This is a genomic window from Cellulosimicrobium sp. G4 BAM 1002, from assembly GCF_057126935.1.
In genome coordinates this window covers 1,326,940-1,343,130 of the sequence record NZ_CP182109.1, presented here as the reverse complement: position 1 = coordinate 1,343,130, position 16,191 = coordinate 1,326,940, and the positions used below count along the sequence as shown (strand labels likewise).

The 16,191-nt window shown below is 73.4% G+C and carries 14 protein-coding genes; 6 read left to right on the top strand and 8 right to left on the bottom strand.

Annotated features, from left to right (window positions below; genetic code table 11):
- Positions 1 to 18 precede the first annotated feature (18 nt).
- The 4 genes from ACMXGY_RS06105 to ACMXGY_RS06090 are packed head-to-tail and all read right to left on the bottom strand — an operon-like array spanning position 19 to position 4,456.
- The gene (locus ACMXGY_RS06105; RefSeq protein ID WP_483775968.1) at positions 19 to 1,662 is read right to left on the bottom strand and encodes a succinic semialdehyde dehydrogenase; all 1,644 of its coding nucleotides are present in this window, start codon (positions 1,660 to 1,662) and stop codon (positions 19 to 21) included.
- 9 nt (positions 1,663 to 1,671) lie between these two features.
- Positions 1,672 to 2,736 (bottom strand): GNAT family N-acetyltransferase, encoded by a 1,065-nt coding sequence (locus ACMXGY_RS06100; RefSeq protein WP_483775967.1) that lies wholly within the window; start codon positions 2,734 to 2,736, stop codon positions 1,672 to 1,674.
- Entirely contained in the window at positions 2,733 to 3,323 is a 591-nt protein-coding gene (locus tag ACMXGY_RS06095) for a GNAT family acetyltransferase (protein WP_483775966.1), read from the bottom strand. The genes ACMXGY_RS06100 and ACMXGY_RS06095 overlap by 4 nt, the downstream gene beginning before the upstream one ends.
- Positions 3,324 to 3,331: 8 nt before the next feature.
- Positions 3,332 to 4,456, bottom strand: a complete 1,125-nt coding sequence (locus tag ACMXGY_RS06090) for a GuaB3 family IMP dehydrogenase-related protein (protein WP_483775965.1) — start codon at positions 4,454 to 4,456, stop codon at positions 3,332 to 3,334.
- Positions 4,457 to 4,565: 109 nt separating this feature from the next.
- Here ACMXGY_RS06090 and ACMXGY_RS06085 point away from each other — a divergent pair, with 109 nt between their 5' ends.
- A complete protein-coding gene (locus ACMXGY_RS06085) occupies positions 4,566 to 5,270 on the top strand; it encodes an exonuclease domain-containing protein (protein ID WP_483775964.1) in 705 nt (234 codons plus the stop codon).
- A 132-nt stretch (positions 5,271 to 5,402) separates the two neighbouring features.
- Positions 5,403 to 6,938 carry a UDP-N-acetylglucosamine 1-carboxyvinyltransferase gene (locus ACMXGY_RS06080; RefSeq protein ID WP_483775963.1) on the top strand — a complete coding sequence of 512 codons (1,536 nt, stop codon included), beginning with the start codon at positions 5,403 to 5,405 and terminating at the stop codon, positions 6,936 to 6,938.
- A 112-nt stretch (positions 6,939 to 7,050) separates the two neighbouring features.
- Here ACMXGY_RS06080 and ACMXGY_RS06075 read toward each other — a convergent pair whose 3' ends face one another.
- A complete protein-coding gene (locus tag ACMXGY_RS06075) occupies positions 7,051 to 7,689 on the bottom strand; it encodes a Rid family hydrolase (protein ID WP_483775962.1) in 639 nt (212 codons plus the stop codon).
- Positions 7,690 to 8,064: 375 nt separating this feature from the next.
- Here ACMXGY_RS06075 and ACMXGY_RS06070 point away from each other — a divergent pair, with 375 nt between their 5' ends.
- The gene (locus ACMXGY_RS06070) at positions 8,065 to 9,678 is read left to right on the top strand and encodes a flavin monoamine oxidase family protein (protein WP_483775961.1); all 1,614 of its coding nucleotides are present in this window, start codon (positions 8,065 to 8,067) and stop codon (positions 9,676 to 9,678) included.
- Positions 9,679 to 9,777: 99 nt separating this feature from the next.
- On the opposite strand, the gene guaB is transcribed toward ACMXGY_RS06070, so the two are convergent.
- Both guaB and ACMXGY_RS06060 read right to left on the bottom strand, forming a co-directional pair.
- Positions 9,778 to 11,325: an IMP dehydrogenase gene (gene guaB / locus ACMXGY_RS06065; RefSeq protein ID WP_483775960.1), complete on the bottom strand. Its 1,548-nt coding sequence runs from the start codon at positions 11,323 to 11,325 to the stop codon at positions 9,778 to 9,780.
- 40 nt (positions 11,326 to 11,365) lie between these two features.
- Entirely contained in the window at positions 11,366 to 12,457 is a 1,092-nt protein-coding gene (locus ACMXGY_RS06060) for a MerR family transcriptional regulator (RefSeq protein ID WP_483775959.1), read from the bottom strand.
- 302 nt (positions 12,458 to 12,759) lie between these two features.
- Between ACMXGY_RS06060 and ACMXGY_RS06055 the strand changes: the two genes are divergently transcribed.
- A complete protein-coding gene (locus ACMXGY_RS06055; RefSeq protein ID WP_031316449.1) occupies positions 12,760 to 13,050 on the top strand; it encodes a WhiB family transcriptional regulator in 291 nt (96 codons plus the stop codon).
- A gap of 162 nt (positions 13,051 to 13,212) precedes the next feature.
- On the opposite strand, the gene groES is transcribed toward ACMXGY_RS06055, so the two are convergent.
- Positions 13,213 to 13,509: a co-chaperone GroES gene (gene groES, locus ACMXGY_RS06050; RefSeq protein ID WP_108048801.1), complete on the bottom strand. Its 297-nt coding sequence runs from the start codon at positions 13,507 to 13,509 to the stop codon at positions 13,213 to 13,215.
- A gap of 244 nt (positions 13,510 to 13,753) precedes the next feature.
- Between groES and ACMXGY_RS06045 the strand changes: the two genes are divergently transcribed.
- A complete protein-coding gene (locus tag ACMXGY_RS06045) occupies positions 13,754 to 15,037 on the top strand; it encodes a THUMP-like domain-containing protein (RefSeq protein ID WP_483775958.1) in 1,284 nt (427 codons plus the stop codon).
- Positions 15,034 to 16,191: a glutamate--cysteine ligase gene (locus ACMXGY_RS06040; RefSeq protein WP_483775957.1), complete on the top strand. Its 1,158-nt coding sequence runs from the start codon at positions 15,034 to 15,036 to the stop codon at positions 16,189 to 16,191. The genes ACMXGY_RS06045 and ACMXGY_RS06040 overlap by 4 nt, the downstream gene beginning before the upstream one ends.

Genomic DNA, 16,191 nt, shown 5'->3' with positions numbered 1-16,191 from the left:
GCGCGCGACACCGGCGTGTCAGGGCAGGCGCAGCCGCCGCATCGCGTCGAGCGCAGCCGTGAGCACCTTGCCGGGCAGCTCCCCGCCGACCTCGTAGAGCGTGTCGAGCGTGAGGCCCTGGTTGGCGCCGCGCTGGACCGAGATCGTCTGCGCCTCGGTGAGCGCCTCGATCCCCTCGCGCCCGTGGCGACGGCCCAGCCCGGACGACTTGAACCCGCCCATCGGGGCGGCGACGGAACCGAACGTCGCGGAGTAGCCGTCGTTGACGTTGACGCTCCCCGCCTCGACGCGCGCCGCGATCCGGCGGCCCCGGGCCACGTCGCGGGTCCAGACGCTCGCGTTGAGCCCGTAGTCGCTGTCGTTCATGACGCGCACGGCCTCGTCGTCGCTCGCGACGCGGCGCACGGTGACGACCGGTCCGAACGTCTCCTCGCGCGCGCACGCGGCGTCGTCGGGCACGCCGTCGAGGACGGTCGGCGCGTAGAACCACGGCCCGATGTCCGCGCGGTGGACACCGCCCGCGAGGACGCGCGCGCCGCGGGCCAGCGCGTCGTCGACGTGCGCGACGACGCGGTCGAGCTGGGCCTGCGAGGTGAGCGACCCCATGTCGGACGAGTAGTCCAGCCCGGCACCGAGGCGCATCTCGCGCACGAGCGGCACGAACGCGTCGAGGAACTCGTCCGCGACGTCCTCGTGCACCAGCACGCGCTCGATCGACACGCAGAGCTGTCCCGAGCTGGAGAAGCATGCCCGCACGGCACCTCGAGCGGCCGCGGCGACGTCCGCGTCCGCCGCGACGTAGAGGGGGTTCTTGCCACCGAGCTCGAGCGTCGCACCGATGAGGCGCTCGCCCGCCCGGGCGGCGACCTTGCGGCCCGTCGCGGTCGACCCGGTGAACGCGATGTGGTCCACCTCGTCCGTGAGCGCGGCCCCGACGTCGCCGCCGCCCGTGACGACGAGGAACAGGTCGGCGGGCAGGCCCGCCTCCTCGAGCAGCTCGGCGGCCCACAGCGCCGTGAGCGTCGTCTGCGGGTCCGGCTTGAGCACGACGGCGTTGCCCGCCAGGAGCGCGGGCACCGCCTCGGCGAGCGCGAGGGTGAGCGGGTAGTTCCACGGCGCGATCACGCCGACGACGCCGACCGGACGCCGATGCACGCGGGTTCCCGTGAGGACGGGCAGCATGCCCGGGACCCGACGATCCGCGAGGTACCGCGGTCCGCGCACGGCGTAGTGCCGCGCGACGATCGCGACGTCCCCGATCTCCTCGAACGCGCTCCGGCGCGACTTGCCGGACTCCATCTGGATGAGGTCGAGGCCGTCCGACTGCCGCGCGAGCACGAGCTCGCCCAGGCGCCGGAGCACGGCGGCGCGCTCGCGGACCGCCACCTGCGCCCAGGAGCGCTGGGCGTCGCGCGCCCGGTCGACCGCGCGCGCCACGTCGTCGACCGACGACAACGGGAACGCGGCGAGCGGCGCACCCGTGAACGGGAGCACCGAACGGTGCATCCCGGCCGAGCTGCTCGTCACGACGCGCGCCGCGAGGGGCGCCACGACGTCGGGCTCGAGGACGTACGTCGCCGCCGGGTTCTCGGGGTCGATCAGACCGTCCAGCGCGGCGCCGTCGCCGTGCGCAGGTCCGGAGGTGCCGGGTGAGCTCGTCATGGGGACAGGCTACGTCGTCGGGGTGACAGGCAGCTCCCACGTCGTGAGCACCGGCCGGAAGCCGTGGCGCGCCCAGTACGGCGCCGAGAGCGGGTTGAGCACCCCGTGGTGCAGGAGCACGACGGCGTCCGGCCCGATCTCCTCGTGGACACGCGCGAGCGCAGCGGCGACGAGGGCCGCGCCGAGGCCGCCGCCACGGACGTCCGGCGCCACGTGCAGCACCACGACGTACGCGACGGGGCCTGCGGTCACGGCGCCGGCGACGGGCACCGCTCGGTGCGGCGGCTCCACGGCGACGACCCCGAGGACGTCCCCGGGTCGGTCACCGGGATCGCTCGCCCCCGGAGCGCTCCTGCCCTGGACGGCCCGCGCCACGAGGACCGTCGTGCCCGGGCTCAGCACTGCCGACGCGACCTCGGCCCGCAGCCGCTCGCGCGCCTCGGGGCGCCGGCGCGCCGCGCCGACGAGCTCGTCGTACGCGATCTCCGCGAGCTGGTGCTCGAGGACCGCGTCCACGTCGTCGGGCGTCGCGTCCTCGATGACGAGGCCGTGCGGCACCTCGGCAGAGGACCTGGTCGAGGCGGCGCCGGACCGCGCCGCGAGGTGCGTCGTCGGCCGCAGCCCCCGGGCGGCGAGCGCCGCGACCGCCGCGGCGTCGCGGCTCGGCCACAGCAGGGTCAGCCCGTGGTCACGGGGCGCCGGGCCGCGCTGGGGCAGGCCGTCGCCCCGAGGCGCCGTGCCGGGCGCACTCCGGACGCGCGCGACCCAGGCGTCGACGAGCGCCCCGACGGCGGCCGTCACGTCGGGCCCGGCGGCGCGGGCTCGCAGCCGGTGCTCGCGCAGCGCGCGGAACGTCGCCGCCGGGGAGTCGGGCGCGACGTCCCCGACCGCGAGCAGCCCCACCGCCCGCGAGCCGTCGGGGAGCCGGACGGCGAGCAACCGGTCGTCCCCCGGCGCGGCGCCCAGGTCGGGCACGGCGACGAGCGGGTCGAGCGCGGCCACCCGTGCGCGGTGCTCGGCCTCGACGGCGGCGAGCTCGTCGTGACCGGGCTCCCAGGTGGTGGCGGTCGTCATCGCCCGGCGTCGCGGGCGTCGGGCGGGCCGAGCGGCCTGCCGAGGACGACGCACTCCTGGTCCGTGTACCCGAGCCGGTCGTAGAACCCGCGCACGGCCTCGTTGGTCGAGCGCACCATGAGGCGCACGGCACGTGCGCCACGCCCGGCGAGCCAGGCCTCCGCCGCGACCACGGTGGCGCGGCCCGTGCCCCGCCCCTGCAGTCGGGGGTCGACGGCCACGTAGTAGAGCCAGCCCCGGTGCCCGTCGACGCCCACGAGCGCCGTCGCGACGACCTCGCCCGCACGCACCGGACCCGGGTGGCCGTCGTCCTCGGTCCGGCCGTCGTCGGTGAGGTCGCGCGCGGCGCGGCCCACCAGCACGGTCGACGTCTCGCCCAGCCGTGCGTCCGCGACGTCGCGGTGGGGGTCGTTCCACGGCCGTGTCAGCCCGCAGGTGCGCCACAGCGCGACGACCGCCTCGACGTCGTCGTCCGCGACCTCCCCGAACACGACGCCCGGCTCCGGCTCCGGCTCCGGCTCCGATGCGACGCCGCCGGTGTCGACCAGGCGCGAGAGACCGGGCCCGTCCGCGATCCGTCCGGTCACGACGGCGGTCAGCGCGGCTGGTAGGGCGAGACCACGACCTCGACGCGCTGGAACTCCTTGAGGTCGGAGTACCCCGTCGTGGCCATGGCGCGCCGGAGCGCGCCGACGAGGTTGAGCGTCCCGTCGGCCTGGCGGCCCGGGCCGAAGAGGATCTCCTCGAGCGTGCCGGCCGTGCCGACCCGCACCCGCTCGCCGCGCGGAAGCTGGGCGTGGTGCGCCTCCGAGCCCCAGTGCCAGCCCTTGCCCGGCGCCTCCTCGGCGCGTGCGAGCGCAGCACCGATCATCACGGCGTCCGCCCCGCACGCCACGGCCTTGACCAGGTCGCCCGAGCGCCCGACGCCGCCGTCCGCGATGACGTGCACGTAGCGGCCGCCCGACTCGTCGAGGTAGTCGCGGCGTGCGGCCGCGACGTCGGCGACCGCCGTCGCCATCGGGGCGTGGATGCCGAGGGAGACGCGCGTGGTGTGCGCGGCGCCGCCGCCGAAGCCGACGAGCACGCCGGCCGCGCCCGTGCGCATGAGGTGCAGCGCCGCGGTGTACGTGGACGCGCCGCCGACGACGACGGGGACGTCGAGCTCGTAGATGAACCGCTTGAGGTTGAGCGGCTCCGCGACGCCCGAGACGTGCTCGGCCGAGACGGTGGTGCCGCGGATGACGAAGAGGTCCACGCCCGCGTCGACGACCGTCTGGTAGTGCTCCTGCGTCCGCTGGGGAGACAGCGCGCCCGCGACGGTCACACCCGCGGCCCGGATCTCCTTGAGCCGCTGCGTGATGAGGTCGGCCTTGATCGGCTCGGCGTAGATCTCCTGCATGCGCCGCGTCGCCTCGACCGGCTCGAGCGCCGCGATCTCCTCCAGGAGGGCGGTGGGGTCGTCGTAGCGCGTCCACAGGCCCTCGAGGTCGAGCACACCGAGCCCGCCGTGGTTGCCGAGCGCGACGGCGGTGGCCGGGCTCATCACCGAGTCCATCGGGGCCGCGAGGATCGGCAGCTCGAAGTGGTAGGCGTCGATCTGCCAGCCGACCGAGACCTCCTCCGGGTCGCGCGTGCGCCGGGAGGGCACGACCGCGACGTCGTCGAAGGAGAACGCGCGCCGCCCGCGCTTGCCACGTCCGATCTCGATCTCGTTGCTCACCGGGTCAGCCTACCGGCGGCCGGGAGCGGGTGTTGTGGGTGGCCGCTGGCAGGGTGACGGACGTCGCCGGACGGCACCGGCGAGGACCGCGAGAAGACCGAGGTGGACCATGATCACGACGCCCTGGACGGCAGGGCCGCTCCTCGGTCTCGACACCGAGACCACGGGCGTCGACGTCGACGTCGACCGGATCGTCACCGCGGCCCTCGTGCTGCGCGAGCCGGGAGGGACGCACGTGCGCACGTGGCTCCTCGACCCGGGCGTCGAGATCCCGGCCGAGGCGACGGCGATCCACGGCGTCACGACGGCGCACGCTGCAGCCTCCGGCGCGTCGCCCCGCGTCGCGCTCGACGAGATCGCGGCTCTCGTCGTCGACGCCCAGCGCGACGGGGTGCCCCTCGTCGCCTACAACGCGGCGTTCGACCTGTCCCTGCTCGACGTCGAGCTCACGCGCCACGACCTGCCGACGCTCGCCGCACGTCTCGGCCGGCCGGTGCGGCCCGTGCTCGACCCGCTCGTGCTCGACCGGTGGTGGGACCCCGACCGCGAGGGCAAGCGGCGCCTCGTCGACCTGTGCGCACGCTACGGCGTGGTCGACGTGGGCACGCTGCACACGGCCGACGCCGACGTGCTCGCGACGCTCGACGTGCTCGACGCACTCCTGCGCGCCTTCCCCGACCGGGGAGCGCTGCCGCCCGACGTGCTCCACGACCTCCAGGTGGTCGCGCACCGGCGATGGGTGGACAACCTCGACCCGGAGCGCCGCGAGCACGCGTACGTCGGCGCGGGGGCGGACGGTCGCTGGCCCTCGTGAGCCGCGCCGTGCCGGGCCGAGCAGGACGGATATCTCACATGACGGATGGTGAACTCGTGACGACCCGGTGAGGACGCACCGTGGCGGCACTCTCGACCCGCCTGTATCTCATGGATGAGTTATCGTCGCCGCATGACTGTGATCGACGATGCCCCCCTGGTCCAGGTCGGCGCCCTCATCCGCGGCGCCCGGCAGAACCGTGGGCTCACGCAGACCCAGCTCGCCGAGCGGCTCGGCACGAGCCAGAGCGCCGTGCACCGCATCGAGCAGGGCGCCCAGAACCTCAGCCTCGAGATGCTCAACCGCATCAGCCTCGCCCTCGACTCCGAGCTCATCAGCCTCGGTGGGCCCAAGCACTCCCACCTGCGCGTCCAGGGCGGCCACACGCTGTCTGGACGCATCGAGGTCAACTCCTCGAAGAACGGCGCGGTCGCGCTCCTGTGCGCCTCGCTCCTCAACCGCGGTCGCACCACGTTGCGCGGGGTCGCGCGCATCGTCGAGGTCGACCGCATCGTCGACGTCCTGCGCTCGATCGGCGTCCGCGCGACGTGGACGACCGGGGGCCGGGACCTCGAGATCGTCGTGCCCGACCAGCTCGACCTCGGCGCGATCGACGTCGACGCCGCGCGCCGCACCCGCTCGATCATCATGTTCCTCGGTCCGCTGCTCGGCCTGCGCGACACGTTCGAGCTTCCCTACGCGGGTGGCTGCGACCTCGGCACGCGCACCGTCGAGCCGCACATGATCGCGCTGCGCCCCTTCGGCCTCGCCGTCACCGCCACGGGCGGCAACTACCACGCGACCGTCGCCCCGGCGCCGGGCACGGACCTGTCCGTCGTGCTCACCGAGCGCGGCGACACCGTCACCGAGAACGCGCTCATGGCCGCCGCCCGGCGCGAGGGCGTCACGACGATCCGCAACGCGAGCCCGAACTACATGGTCCAGGACCTGTGCTTCTACCTCGAGCTGCTGGGAGTCCGCATCGACGGCGTCGGCACGACGACGCTCCGTGTGCACGGCCGCACGGACATCGACGTCGACGTGGAGTACGCCGTCTCCGAGGACCCCGTCGAGGCGATGAGCCTGCTCACCGCGGGCATCGTCACCGGTTCCGAGATCACGGTCGCGCGCGTGCCGATCGAGTTCATGGAGATCGAGCTCGCGACCCTCTCCGAGATGGGTCTGCGGTACACGCAGAGCGCCGAGTACCTGGCCCGCAACCAGCGCACCCGCCTGGTCGACGTCACGGTCCACCCCAGCGAGCTGCGCGCGCCGATCGACAAGATCCACCCCATGCCGTTCCCCGGGCTGAACATCGACAACCTGCCGTTCTTCGCGGTCATCGCCGCGTGCGCGCAGGGCACGACGCTCATCCACGACTGGGTGTACGAGGGCCGGGCGGTCCACCTGACCGACCTCACGCGCCTGGGCGCGGACGTCCGACTCCTGGACGCCCACCGCCTCCAGGTCTCCGGCCCCACCCGCTGGTCGGGCGCCGAGGTGAGCTGCCCGCCCGCGCTGCGCCCCGCCGTCGTGATCCTGCTCGCGATGCTCGCCGCGAAGGGCACGTCGGTCCTGCGCGGCGTCGACATCATCGCGCGCGGCTACGAGGGCCTCACCGAGCGTCTGCGCGAGCTCGGCGCGAACATCGAGACGTTCCGGGACTGAGTCGTCGTCCCACGGCCGCCCGGGGCGGCAGGCGTCCTGCCGCCCCGGGTGGTCCTCTCAGGGCTCGTCGACCCGCCGGGCCCCTCCGGCCCGTCTGCCGACCGGCTCGGGGTCAGCCCGGGTAGACCGCGTCGACCTCGACCTCGACGAGCCACCCGTTGACGGGCAGGTTCTCGATCTCGAGCGCGAACCGGGAGGGGCGCGCCTCGTTGACGACCATCGGCTTCGTCGTCGTGGAGCCGAGCTGGACGTCCATCGTCGCGCCCGTCGCGAGGTTCGTGTTGGCGAAGAACTGCCGGTAGGCCCGGTTCCAGCCGGCGAAGTCCATCTTCTCCTGACCCTCGGGGTTCTGGAGGAACACCCGCATCGAGACGACGTCGTCGTAGGACAGACCGGCCTTCTCCAGGTTCTCGCCGATCCGCATGAGCGCGTTGATGCCCTGCGCCTCGGTGATCGTCACGCCGGCGGGAAGCACACCGCCGGGGAACACGTCCGTCGGGATGTACCGCGCCTCCGCGGAGATCCCGGGCGCGGTGTTCATCGCGGACGGCCCCAGCCCCGAAGACTTGTACCAGGCGACGTTCTTGCCGAACGCCACGCCGTCGGCGATCGAGGGCGTGTCGCCCGTGACGAAGGAGACGGCCTCGGTGGGCTTCGGCTCGAAGAGCCTGCCTGCCGCGACGGCCGTGCCGGGGACCGCGACGGCAGCCGTGAGGGCCACGGCGAGGACGACCTTCGTACGGTTCTTCATGGTGCCTCCAGGCGAGGGGTCGGACGAGCGCCACCCTGGCGCACGACCCGACCGGACCCGTGGGGTCCGGCCGGAGCGGCGAACGTAGCGACCGGTCGTTTCGCGGTCGTGTCGGCGACGTGTCGGGCCGGGTCCGGACAGCAGGCACCGAGGCCGTCGGACCGCACGGCCGCGCCACGACCCGTGACCGGTTGCCCCGGGACACGAAATGAGACGTTTACGAGGTCGGTCACCCGTTGACCGCCGCGAAACGTGCCGGACCCGCGACGGCGACACGGGCTCCCTAGCGTCAGCCGCGGTGCTGACGGCGGCACCCGGCACCGAGGACCGGGAGCGTCGCCCGTCAGACCTTTCACGACGAGAGGTCCGAGCCACATGGTCACAGACGAGAGCACGGGCGGCGTCTCCCGGCGCAACTTCCTCCAGGCGGTCGGGGTCACCTCCGGCGCCGGCGTCATGTTCGCCACGATGGGCGCCGTCGGGCTCGCCCCGACGGCGGCCGCGCAGCCGAGGAACGAGTCCTGGATCGCCCCGACGAAGAGCGACTTCACCCTGACGGGACGCTCCGCCAAGAAGGTCGTCGTCGTCGGCGCGGGGCCCGCGGGCCTGGCGTCCGCCTACGAGCTGCAGAAGGCGGGCTACCAGGTCACCGTGCTCGAGGCGCGGCACCGTGTGGGTGGGCGGACGCTGACGATCCGCGGCGGGGACTCCGAGACCGACATCAACGGCGTCACGCAGACGGCCCGGTTCGACCGCAACGTCTACATGAACGCGGGGGCGGGGCGCATCGCCCAGTGGATGGTCACGATGGACTACCTCCGCGAGCTGGGCGTGCCCTACGAGGTCTTCACCAACGCCAACGCGGACGCGTACCTCTACAACGAGCGCACCGGCGCCACCCCGGGCAACCCCGTGCGCTACCGCACCGCGAAGGCCGACGTGTTCGGCTACACCTCGGAGCTGCTGCACCACGCGACCGACCAGGGTGCGCTCGACCAACGGCTGACCGCCGCGGACAAGGAGAACCTGCGCGCGTTCCTGCGCAGCTGGGGCTCCCTCGGCACGGACGGCGCGTACCGGGGCGGGAGCAACCGCGGGTACGCGGTCTACCCCTCGGCCTGGAACGAGCACGGCACGCCGCTGGCCGGCCCCGGCAGCGTCTCGGAGGTGCTCGCCTCGAAGGTCGGGCAGTACTTCCCGTTCGAGATCAACTGGGAGCAGTCGATGCTCATGTTCCAGCCCAAGGGCGGCATGGACACGACGTACGACTACTTCGTGCGCGCCATAGGCAAGCAGAACGTGCAGCTCAGCTCGCCGGTGACGGCGGTCGAGAACACCAGCCGCGGGGTCACGGTCACCTACACGGCGCCGAACGGCAAGCAACGTCAGGTCGAGGCCGACTTCGCGATCGTCTCGGCGCCCGCGGGCCTCATGCGGCGGTGGCAGACGAACTGGGGACCCGACATCGACGCGGCCCTCGGGGAGTTCGCCGTCGGGTCGCCGGCAGGCAAGATCGGCCTGCAGTACCGCTCCCGCTTCTGGGAGGACGACCACAAGATCTTCGGTGGCATCACCGAGACCGACATGGACCTCGCTCACGTCTGGTACCCGTCGTACGGGTACGGCGAGCGCAAGGGGCTCGTCGTGGGCTACTACAACACCGGCGCGAACGCACGGGCCTACGCCGACATGGCGCCCAAGCAGCGCGAGCTGCGCGCCGTCGAGCAGGGCGTGAAGATCCACGGCGAGAAGTACCGCACCGAGCTGGAGAGCTCGTTCTCCATCGCCTGGCACAAGGTGCCCTACATCGAGGGGGCGTGGGCCTACCCGAACACGCAGTCGTCGCGCTTCAAGCAGCTCCAGCAGGGCGCGGGCAACGTGTACTTCGCCGGGGACTGGATGTCCGAGATCTCGGCGTGGCAGCACGGCGCGTTCTGGGCCGCGCGGTACGCGGTGCAGGCCCTGCACACGCGCGTCATGACGTCGTGACGGCCGGTCGGCCACCCGGGGCCTGACGCGTCGACGGCCCGGGTCGCGCCCGCGAGGAGCGGCGCGGCCCGGGCCGTCGGACGACCGGTGGCTCCCGGCTCAGAATCCCGTGTAGTTCGGGGCCTCGACGGTCATCTGCACGTCGTGCGGGTGGCTCTCCTTGAGCGACGCGGACGTGATGCGGATGAAGCGGCCCTTCTCCTGCAGCTCGGGGACGGTCCGCGCGCCGACGTAGAACATCGTCTGGTGCAGCCCGCCGACGAGCTGGTGCGCCACGGTGCCGAGGGAGCCCTTGTAGGGCACCTGGCCCTCGATGCCCTCGGGGACGATCATGTCGTCGCTCGTGACCTCGGCCTGGAAGTAGCGGTCCTTCGAGTACGACTTCTTGCCGCGCGAGGACATGGCGCCCATCGAGCCCATGCCGCGGTAGGCCTTGTACTGCTTGCCCTTGACGAGGATCGTGTCGCCGGGCGACTCCTCGGTGCCTGCGAGCATCGAGCCGAGCATGACGGACTCCGCGCCGGCGACGATGGCCTTGCCGATCTCGCCCGAGTGGCGCATGCCACCGTCGGCGATGACCGGGACGCCCGCCGGGCGCGCGGCGAGCGACGCCTCGTAGACCGCGGTGACCTGCGGGACGCCGACGCCGGTGACGATGCGGGTCGTGCAGATCGAGCCCGGACCGACGCCGACCTTGACGGCGTCCGCGCCCGCGTCGACGAACGCCTGGGCACCCTCGCGTGTGGCGACGTTCCCACCGATGACCTGGACGTCGCGCGTCGCGGGGTCGGACTTCAGGCGCGCGACCATCTCGATGAGCATGCGCACGTTGCCGTGCGCGGTGTCCGCGACCAGCACGTCGACGCCGGCGTCGATGAGCGTCGTCGCCCGCTGCCACGCGTCGCCGAAGTAGCCGATCGCGGCACCGACGAGGAGCCGGCCCTGGCCGTCCTTCGAGGCCTGCGGGAACTGCTCGGACTTGACGAAGTCCTTGACCGTGATGAGCCCGCTGAGCCGACCGTCCGCGTCGACGAGCGGGAGGCGCTCGAGCTTGTGCTTGCGCAGGAGGGCCGTCGCCTCCTCGCGCGAGATGCCGGCCGGGCCCGTGATGAGCGGCTGCGGCGTCATGACCTCGTCGACCTTGGTCGTCGCCCACTCGGCGACGGGCGTGAAGCGCAGGTCGCGGTTGGTGACCATGCCGATGAGGCGGCGCTCGGCGTCGAGCACGGGGAACCCGGAGATGCGGTACTCGCCGGCCGTCTTGTCGAGCTCCTCGAGCGTGGCGTCGGGGCCGATCGTCACGGGGTTGTCGATGATCCCGGTCTGCGTGCGCTTGACGAGGTCGACCTGCAGCGCCTGGTCCTCGATGGACAGGTTGCGGTGCAGCACGCCGATCCCGCCCTGGCGGGCCATGGCGATCGCCATGCGCGACTCGGTCACGGTGTCCATGGCCGCCGACACGAGCGGGACGCGGATCGAGATCTCGCGCGTGAGGCGCGTGGTCGTGTCGATGTCCGACGGGGCCAGGTCCGAGTAGCCGGGCTGCAGCAGGACGTCGTCGTAGGTGAGGCCGAGGAACCCGAAGGGGTCGCGCTCGGGCACCGAGACGGAGGTGGATGCGGAACCGGGGACGGGCGAGGCGGTCACACCAGGATTCTACGCCGCGGGCCCCCGGCGTATTCCCGCCTCAGCGGACGACGGCGAGCAGCTCGTGGAGGAGCCCCGGGAAGCTGCGCACCCGGTGGACGGTCGCGGCGAGCGGCAGGTCGCCGACCGCCTCGTCGCTGGGCAGGCCGACGAACACGGGCAGGTCCGGGTTCGCCTCGTGCGTCGCGTGGACGATCCCGAGGTCGGGCCGCGCCTGCGTGGTGACCATCGCGACGGCTGACGGGCGGACCATCGTCACGAGCTCGAGGGTGCGGTGGACGTTGGCGGGGCCGGTGACGATGCGTGCCATCGCCCCGTGCGACGCGAGCGACGCGGCCAGGGCGTGCGCCGCGAGCGGCAGGGGCTCGTCGGGGGCGGCGAAGACGAGCACGATCCGGCGCATCCGGCTCGGGTGGTTCCGGGGCGGCCCTCCCGCGGCAACGATCGCGTCCTCGCTGGCCTGCGTGTACTCGCGCAGGGCGCCGAGCGTCGCGTTCGCGAGCACGATCTCGGGGACCTCGCCCGGCCCGGCCAGCACGGTCCGCTCCGCGAGCCGCCCGAGCGCGGGCTCCACGAGGTCCGACCACCACGCCGCCGGGTCGGCGGTCGCGGGGATCCGCAGGAGGCGGTCGCACGTGCGCTGGTCGTAGGCGATCGCCGCGTCGACGACGTCGGACACGCGCGTGGGGCGCGGCACCTCGCGCACCCCGACGGAGCGCGGCACGCCCGGCCGGCGCGCCTCCCCTCCGGGGACGGCGCGCAGGAACGGGCGGGACGGCGCGTCGGGCACGGTCGCCGCGACGTCCTCGGCCGGCGCCTCGTCGTCGGCGTCCGTCGCTCTCGCGTCGACGTCGAGCTCGTCGAGCGCAACCCCGCCCCGATGGGCGTCGAGCTCGTCCGCCCCGGCGGCGAGCGCTGCCCGGGCCGCGTCGGCGGGCGCGACGCCGTCGAGGGTCAGGCGACGCATGACGACCAGGCGTGCGACGTCGTCGTCGGTGTAGCGGCGGTGGGAGCCGGCGCGGTGCTGCGACGGACCGAGCCCGTAGCGGCGGTCCCAGGTGCGCAGCGTCGCGGGCGCGACGCCGAGCCGGCGCGCGACGGCGGCGACGGCGAGGCCAGGGCTGGTCGACATGCTCGGTCGGGCTCCCTCGGGGTCAGGGGCGGACCGGACGGGGGTCATGCATCGATTCTGCCGAGCGGACCCTCCTCCCGCCACCTCGCCCAGGTCACAGTCGTGCACCCTTCGCGCCAGGCTTGTGCGACGTTTGTTCACCTCTCACCCAAACGCGCCACCGCGCCTGGATCGCGTCAGCCCTGACCGAGGCGCGCCTCGATCGGTGAAGCGGTCCGTCGCACCGAGTGCGGCGACCTGCCCGTTCACGGTTTCAGCACAGGGGCTTGAACAACTCCTGCAACGCTTGTAGGTTGTTCGCCATGGCAGAGATCTCGAGGCTTCCCGGACCCGTCATGGAACTCTGGGAGTGGCAGTACCAGGGTTCGTGTCGCGACGCCGACGACACGCTGTTCTTCCACCCCGAGGGCGAGCGAGGGTCGACCCGCCGACGTCGCGCAGAAGCGGCGAAGGCGATCTGCCACTCGTGCCCCGTGATGATGCAGTGCCGCGAGCAGTCGCTGCGCGTGCGTGAGCCGTACGGCGTGTGGGGCGGGCTGAGCGAGGACGAGCGCGCCGCCATCCTCGCCGGTGGCGCGCGCCGCACGGGCTGACGCCCGCCCCGCGGCGCCCGAGACCGACGGGCACGGCACCGGTCCGACGACGCACCGGGCGCACGTGCGCACGACCCGTAGGCGGTGGGGCGACCGTCCACGGACGCAGCAGGGCCCCGCGACCCGAAGGTCGCGGGGCCCTGCTGTGCAGAACGGTCGGCGTCAGCCGACCACCACGGCGAGGATGTCGCGCGCGGACAGGACTAGGTAGTCCTCGCCGCCGTACTTGACCTCGGTGCCGCCGTACTTGCTGTAGATGACCTTGTCGCCGACGCTCACGTCGAGCGGGACGCGGTTGCCGTTGTCGTCGACACGGCCCGGACCGACTGCCAGGACCTCGCCCTCCTGGGGCTTCTCCTTGGCGGTGTCCGGGATGACCAGGCCGGATGCGGTCGTGGTCTCGGCCTCGAGGGCCTTCACGACGATCCGGTCCTCGAGCGGCTTGATGGGGACCGACACGTCGGACCTCCCCTTTCGCTATGAGAACTGCAACGGATGGGTCGAGCGCTCCCTGCCGGCCGTCGTCGCGGGTGCCGGACGGCATGATCGCTCGTGGTGCCGCCCTCGCCCGTGAGCGGTGGCGGCACGCCTCAAATCTAGGTCGCCGTTAGCACTCGGTCAAGGCGAGTGCCAACTCTCCCCCGGCGGACGCCGTGACCGCTGGCTGCGCACCACGCCGCAGGTCCGTGGAAGGATCGACGCCATGGACGCCGCCACGCTGTCGAAGCTGCTCAGCCCCGAGGGCTGGGCGCTGCTCAGCGCGCTCCCGCCGTACGACGAGCAGCAGGCGCTCGTGCTCTCCGCGGGACTGCGCGCCAAGGGCGTCGACCCCGACCTCGCAGCCGCGGCGCTGACCCAGTCGCGACTGCGCGCGGCGGCGCGCGGCAAGCTCGGCGCGTTCGCCGACGGCATGCTCTTCACCCAGGCGGGCCTCGAGCAGGCGACGCGGCTCGTCGTCGCGGGCCTGCACGCCCAGCGGTACCGCGACGCGGGCGTGCACCGGGTCGCGGACCTCACGAGCGGGATCGGGGTCGACGCGCTCGCGTTCGCGGCGTCCGAGCTCGAGGTGCTCGCGACCGACGTCGACGAGCTCACCGCGGCGGTCGCGACCGTGAACCTGCGCCACTTCCCCGAGGCCGAGGTGCGCCACGGGGACGGCCTGGCGCTCGACCTCGAGGGCGAGCGGATCGACGGCGTCTACGCCGACCCGGCGCGGCGCACCCGCTCCGGCTCGCGCGTGTTCGACCCGAAGGCCTACGCACCGCCGCTCGACGCGGTCTGGGCGCTGCGCGAACGCGTGCCGGCGGTCGGCATCAAGGTCGGGCCCGGGATCTCGCACGACGGCCTGCCCGTCGACGCCGAGACCGAGTGGGTGTCGGTCGACGGCGACGTCGTCGAGGCCGGCCTGTGGTTCGGCCCGCTCGCCCCCGACGGCCCCGGTCGCTCCGCGCTCGTCCTCACCACGCGCGCGGCGACGGACGGCACGGGAGACACCCGCACGGCGACGCGCCGCCTGGCCCACCGCCCGGGCGACGACGACGTCGTGCCCGACGTGGGCGGCGTCGGGCAGTACCTCTACGAGCCCGACGGCGCGGTGATCCGCGCCGGACTGGTCGCCCACGCCGCGCGCGAGCTCGGCGGGCGCCTCCTCGACCGCACGATCGCCTACGTGACGACGGACTCCCCGGCCCGCCTCGACGAGTCGGGGCTGGCCGAGGGCCTGGCGCGGGGCTACCGCGTGCTCGACACGATGCCGTTCGGCCTCAAGCGGCTGAAGGCGTACCTGCGCGAGCGCGGCGTCGGGCGCCTGACGATCAAGAAGCGCGGCACCGCGGTGACGCCCGAGCAGCTGCGCCGCCAGCTCGCGCTGACCGGCGACGCGACGGCGACGATCGTGCTGACGCGCGTGGGCGGGTCCCAGCAGGTGCTCGTCGTCGAGCCGCTCGAGACCCCTGCCACGACGGGGCCCGCGGAAGGCCCTCGGTGAGCACGGGAGCGCGCCGCACGGCGATCCCGTTCGCCCGCTCGGAGCGCTCGAGCGTGGGCCTCGAGTGGGAGCTCGCTCTCGTCGACGCCGACTCGGGCGACCTGCGCCAGGTCGCCCAGACCGTGCTCGACGCCGTGCGGCCGCCGGGCACCGACTCGCACCCGTCCATCAAGCAGGAGCTGCTGCTCAACACGGTGGAGGTCGTCAGCGGCGTGTGCCGCACGGTCGGGGAGGCGGGGCGCGACCTCGAGCGCTCGATCGAGGAGATCCGCGCCGTGACGGACCCGCTGCGCGTCGAGCTCATGTCCGCGGGCACGCACCCGTTCGCGCGCTGGGCGCAGCAGAAGGTCACCGACAAGCAGCGGTACAACACGCTCATCGACCGCACCCAGTGGTGGGGCCGGCAGATGCTCATCTACGGCGTGCACGTGCACGTCGGCATCGAGGACCGCGACAAGGTGCTGCCGATCCAGCGCGCGATGCTCACGACCTTCGCGCACCTGCAGTCGCTCTCGGCGAGCTCCCCGTTCTGGGGCGGCAAGGACACCGGGTACGCGTCGAACCGCGCGCTGATGTTCCAGCAGCTGCCGACCGCCGGGCTGCCGTTCCAGTTCGCGACGTGGGACGAGCTCGAGGGCTACGTCGCCGACATGCTGCACACCGGCGTCATCGACGCGTTCGACGAGATCCGCTGGGACCTGCGGCCGGCCCCGCGGTTCGGGACGCTCGAGACCCGCATCTGCGACGGCGTCACGAACATCTCCGAGCTCCTCGCGCTCGCGGCGCTCACGCACTGCCTCGTGGAGCACTTCTCCTCGATGCTCGACGAAGGGCGCGAGCTGCCCACGATCCCGCCCTGGTACGCGCAGGAGAACAAGTGGCGCTCGGCGCGCTACGGCATGGACGCCATCGTCATCCTCGACCGCGAGGGCAACGAGGAGCTGGTGACGGACGCCGTCGGACGGCTGCTCGTCGAGCTCGAGCCGGTCGCCGCGCGCCTCGGGTGCGTCGACGAGCTCGACGGCGTGCGCACGATCCTGCGACGCGGCGCGTCCTACCAGCGGCAGCGGGCCGTGGCGCGCCGCAACGGGGGCGAGCTCGACGCCGTCGTCCGCTCGCTCGTCGCGGAGATGCGCGCGGGCCGTCCCCTGTGA

Excerpts from the sequence above, each read along its gene's own strand:
- ACMXGY_RS06085 (WP_483775964.1), top strand. The coding sequence starts at position 4,566 with ATGATCACGACGCCCTGGACGGCAGGGCCGCTCCTCGGTCTCGACACC.
- ACMXGY_RS06075 (WP_483775962.1), bottom strand. The coding sequence starts at position 7,689 with ATGAAGAACCGTACGAAGGTCGTCCTCGCCGTGGCCCTCACGGCTGCC.
- ACMXGY_RS06100 (WP_483775967.1), bottom strand. The coding sequence starts at position 2,736 with ATGACGACCGCCACCACCTGGGAGCCCGGTCACGACGAGCTCGCCGCC.
- ACMXGY_RS06060 (WP_483775959.1), bottom strand. The coding sequence starts at position 12,457 with ATGTCGACCAGCCCTGGCCTCGCCGTCGCCGCCGTCGCGCGCCGGCTC.
- ACMXGY_RS06055 (WP_031316449.1), top strand. The coding sequence starts at position 12,760 with ATGGCAGAGATCTCGAGGCTTCCCGGACCCGTCATGGAACTCTGGGAG.
- ACMXGY_RS06070 (WP_483775961.1), top strand. The coding sequence starts at position 8,065 with ATGGTCACAGACGAGAGCACGGGCGGCGTCTCCCGGCGCAACTTCCTC.
- ACMXGY_RS06045 (WP_483775958.1), top strand. The coding sequence starts at position 13,754 with ATGGACGCCGCCACGCTGTCGAAGCTGCTCAGCCCCGAGGGCTGGGCG.
- ACMXGY_RS06080 (WP_483775963.1), top strand. The coding sequence starts at position 5,403 with ATGACTGTGATCGACGATGCCCCCCTGGTCCAGGTCGGCGCCCTCATC.
- ACMXGY_RS06105 (WP_483775968.1), bottom strand. The coding sequence starts at position 1,662 with ATGACGAGCTCACCCGGCACCTCCGGACCTGCGCACGGCGACGGCGCC.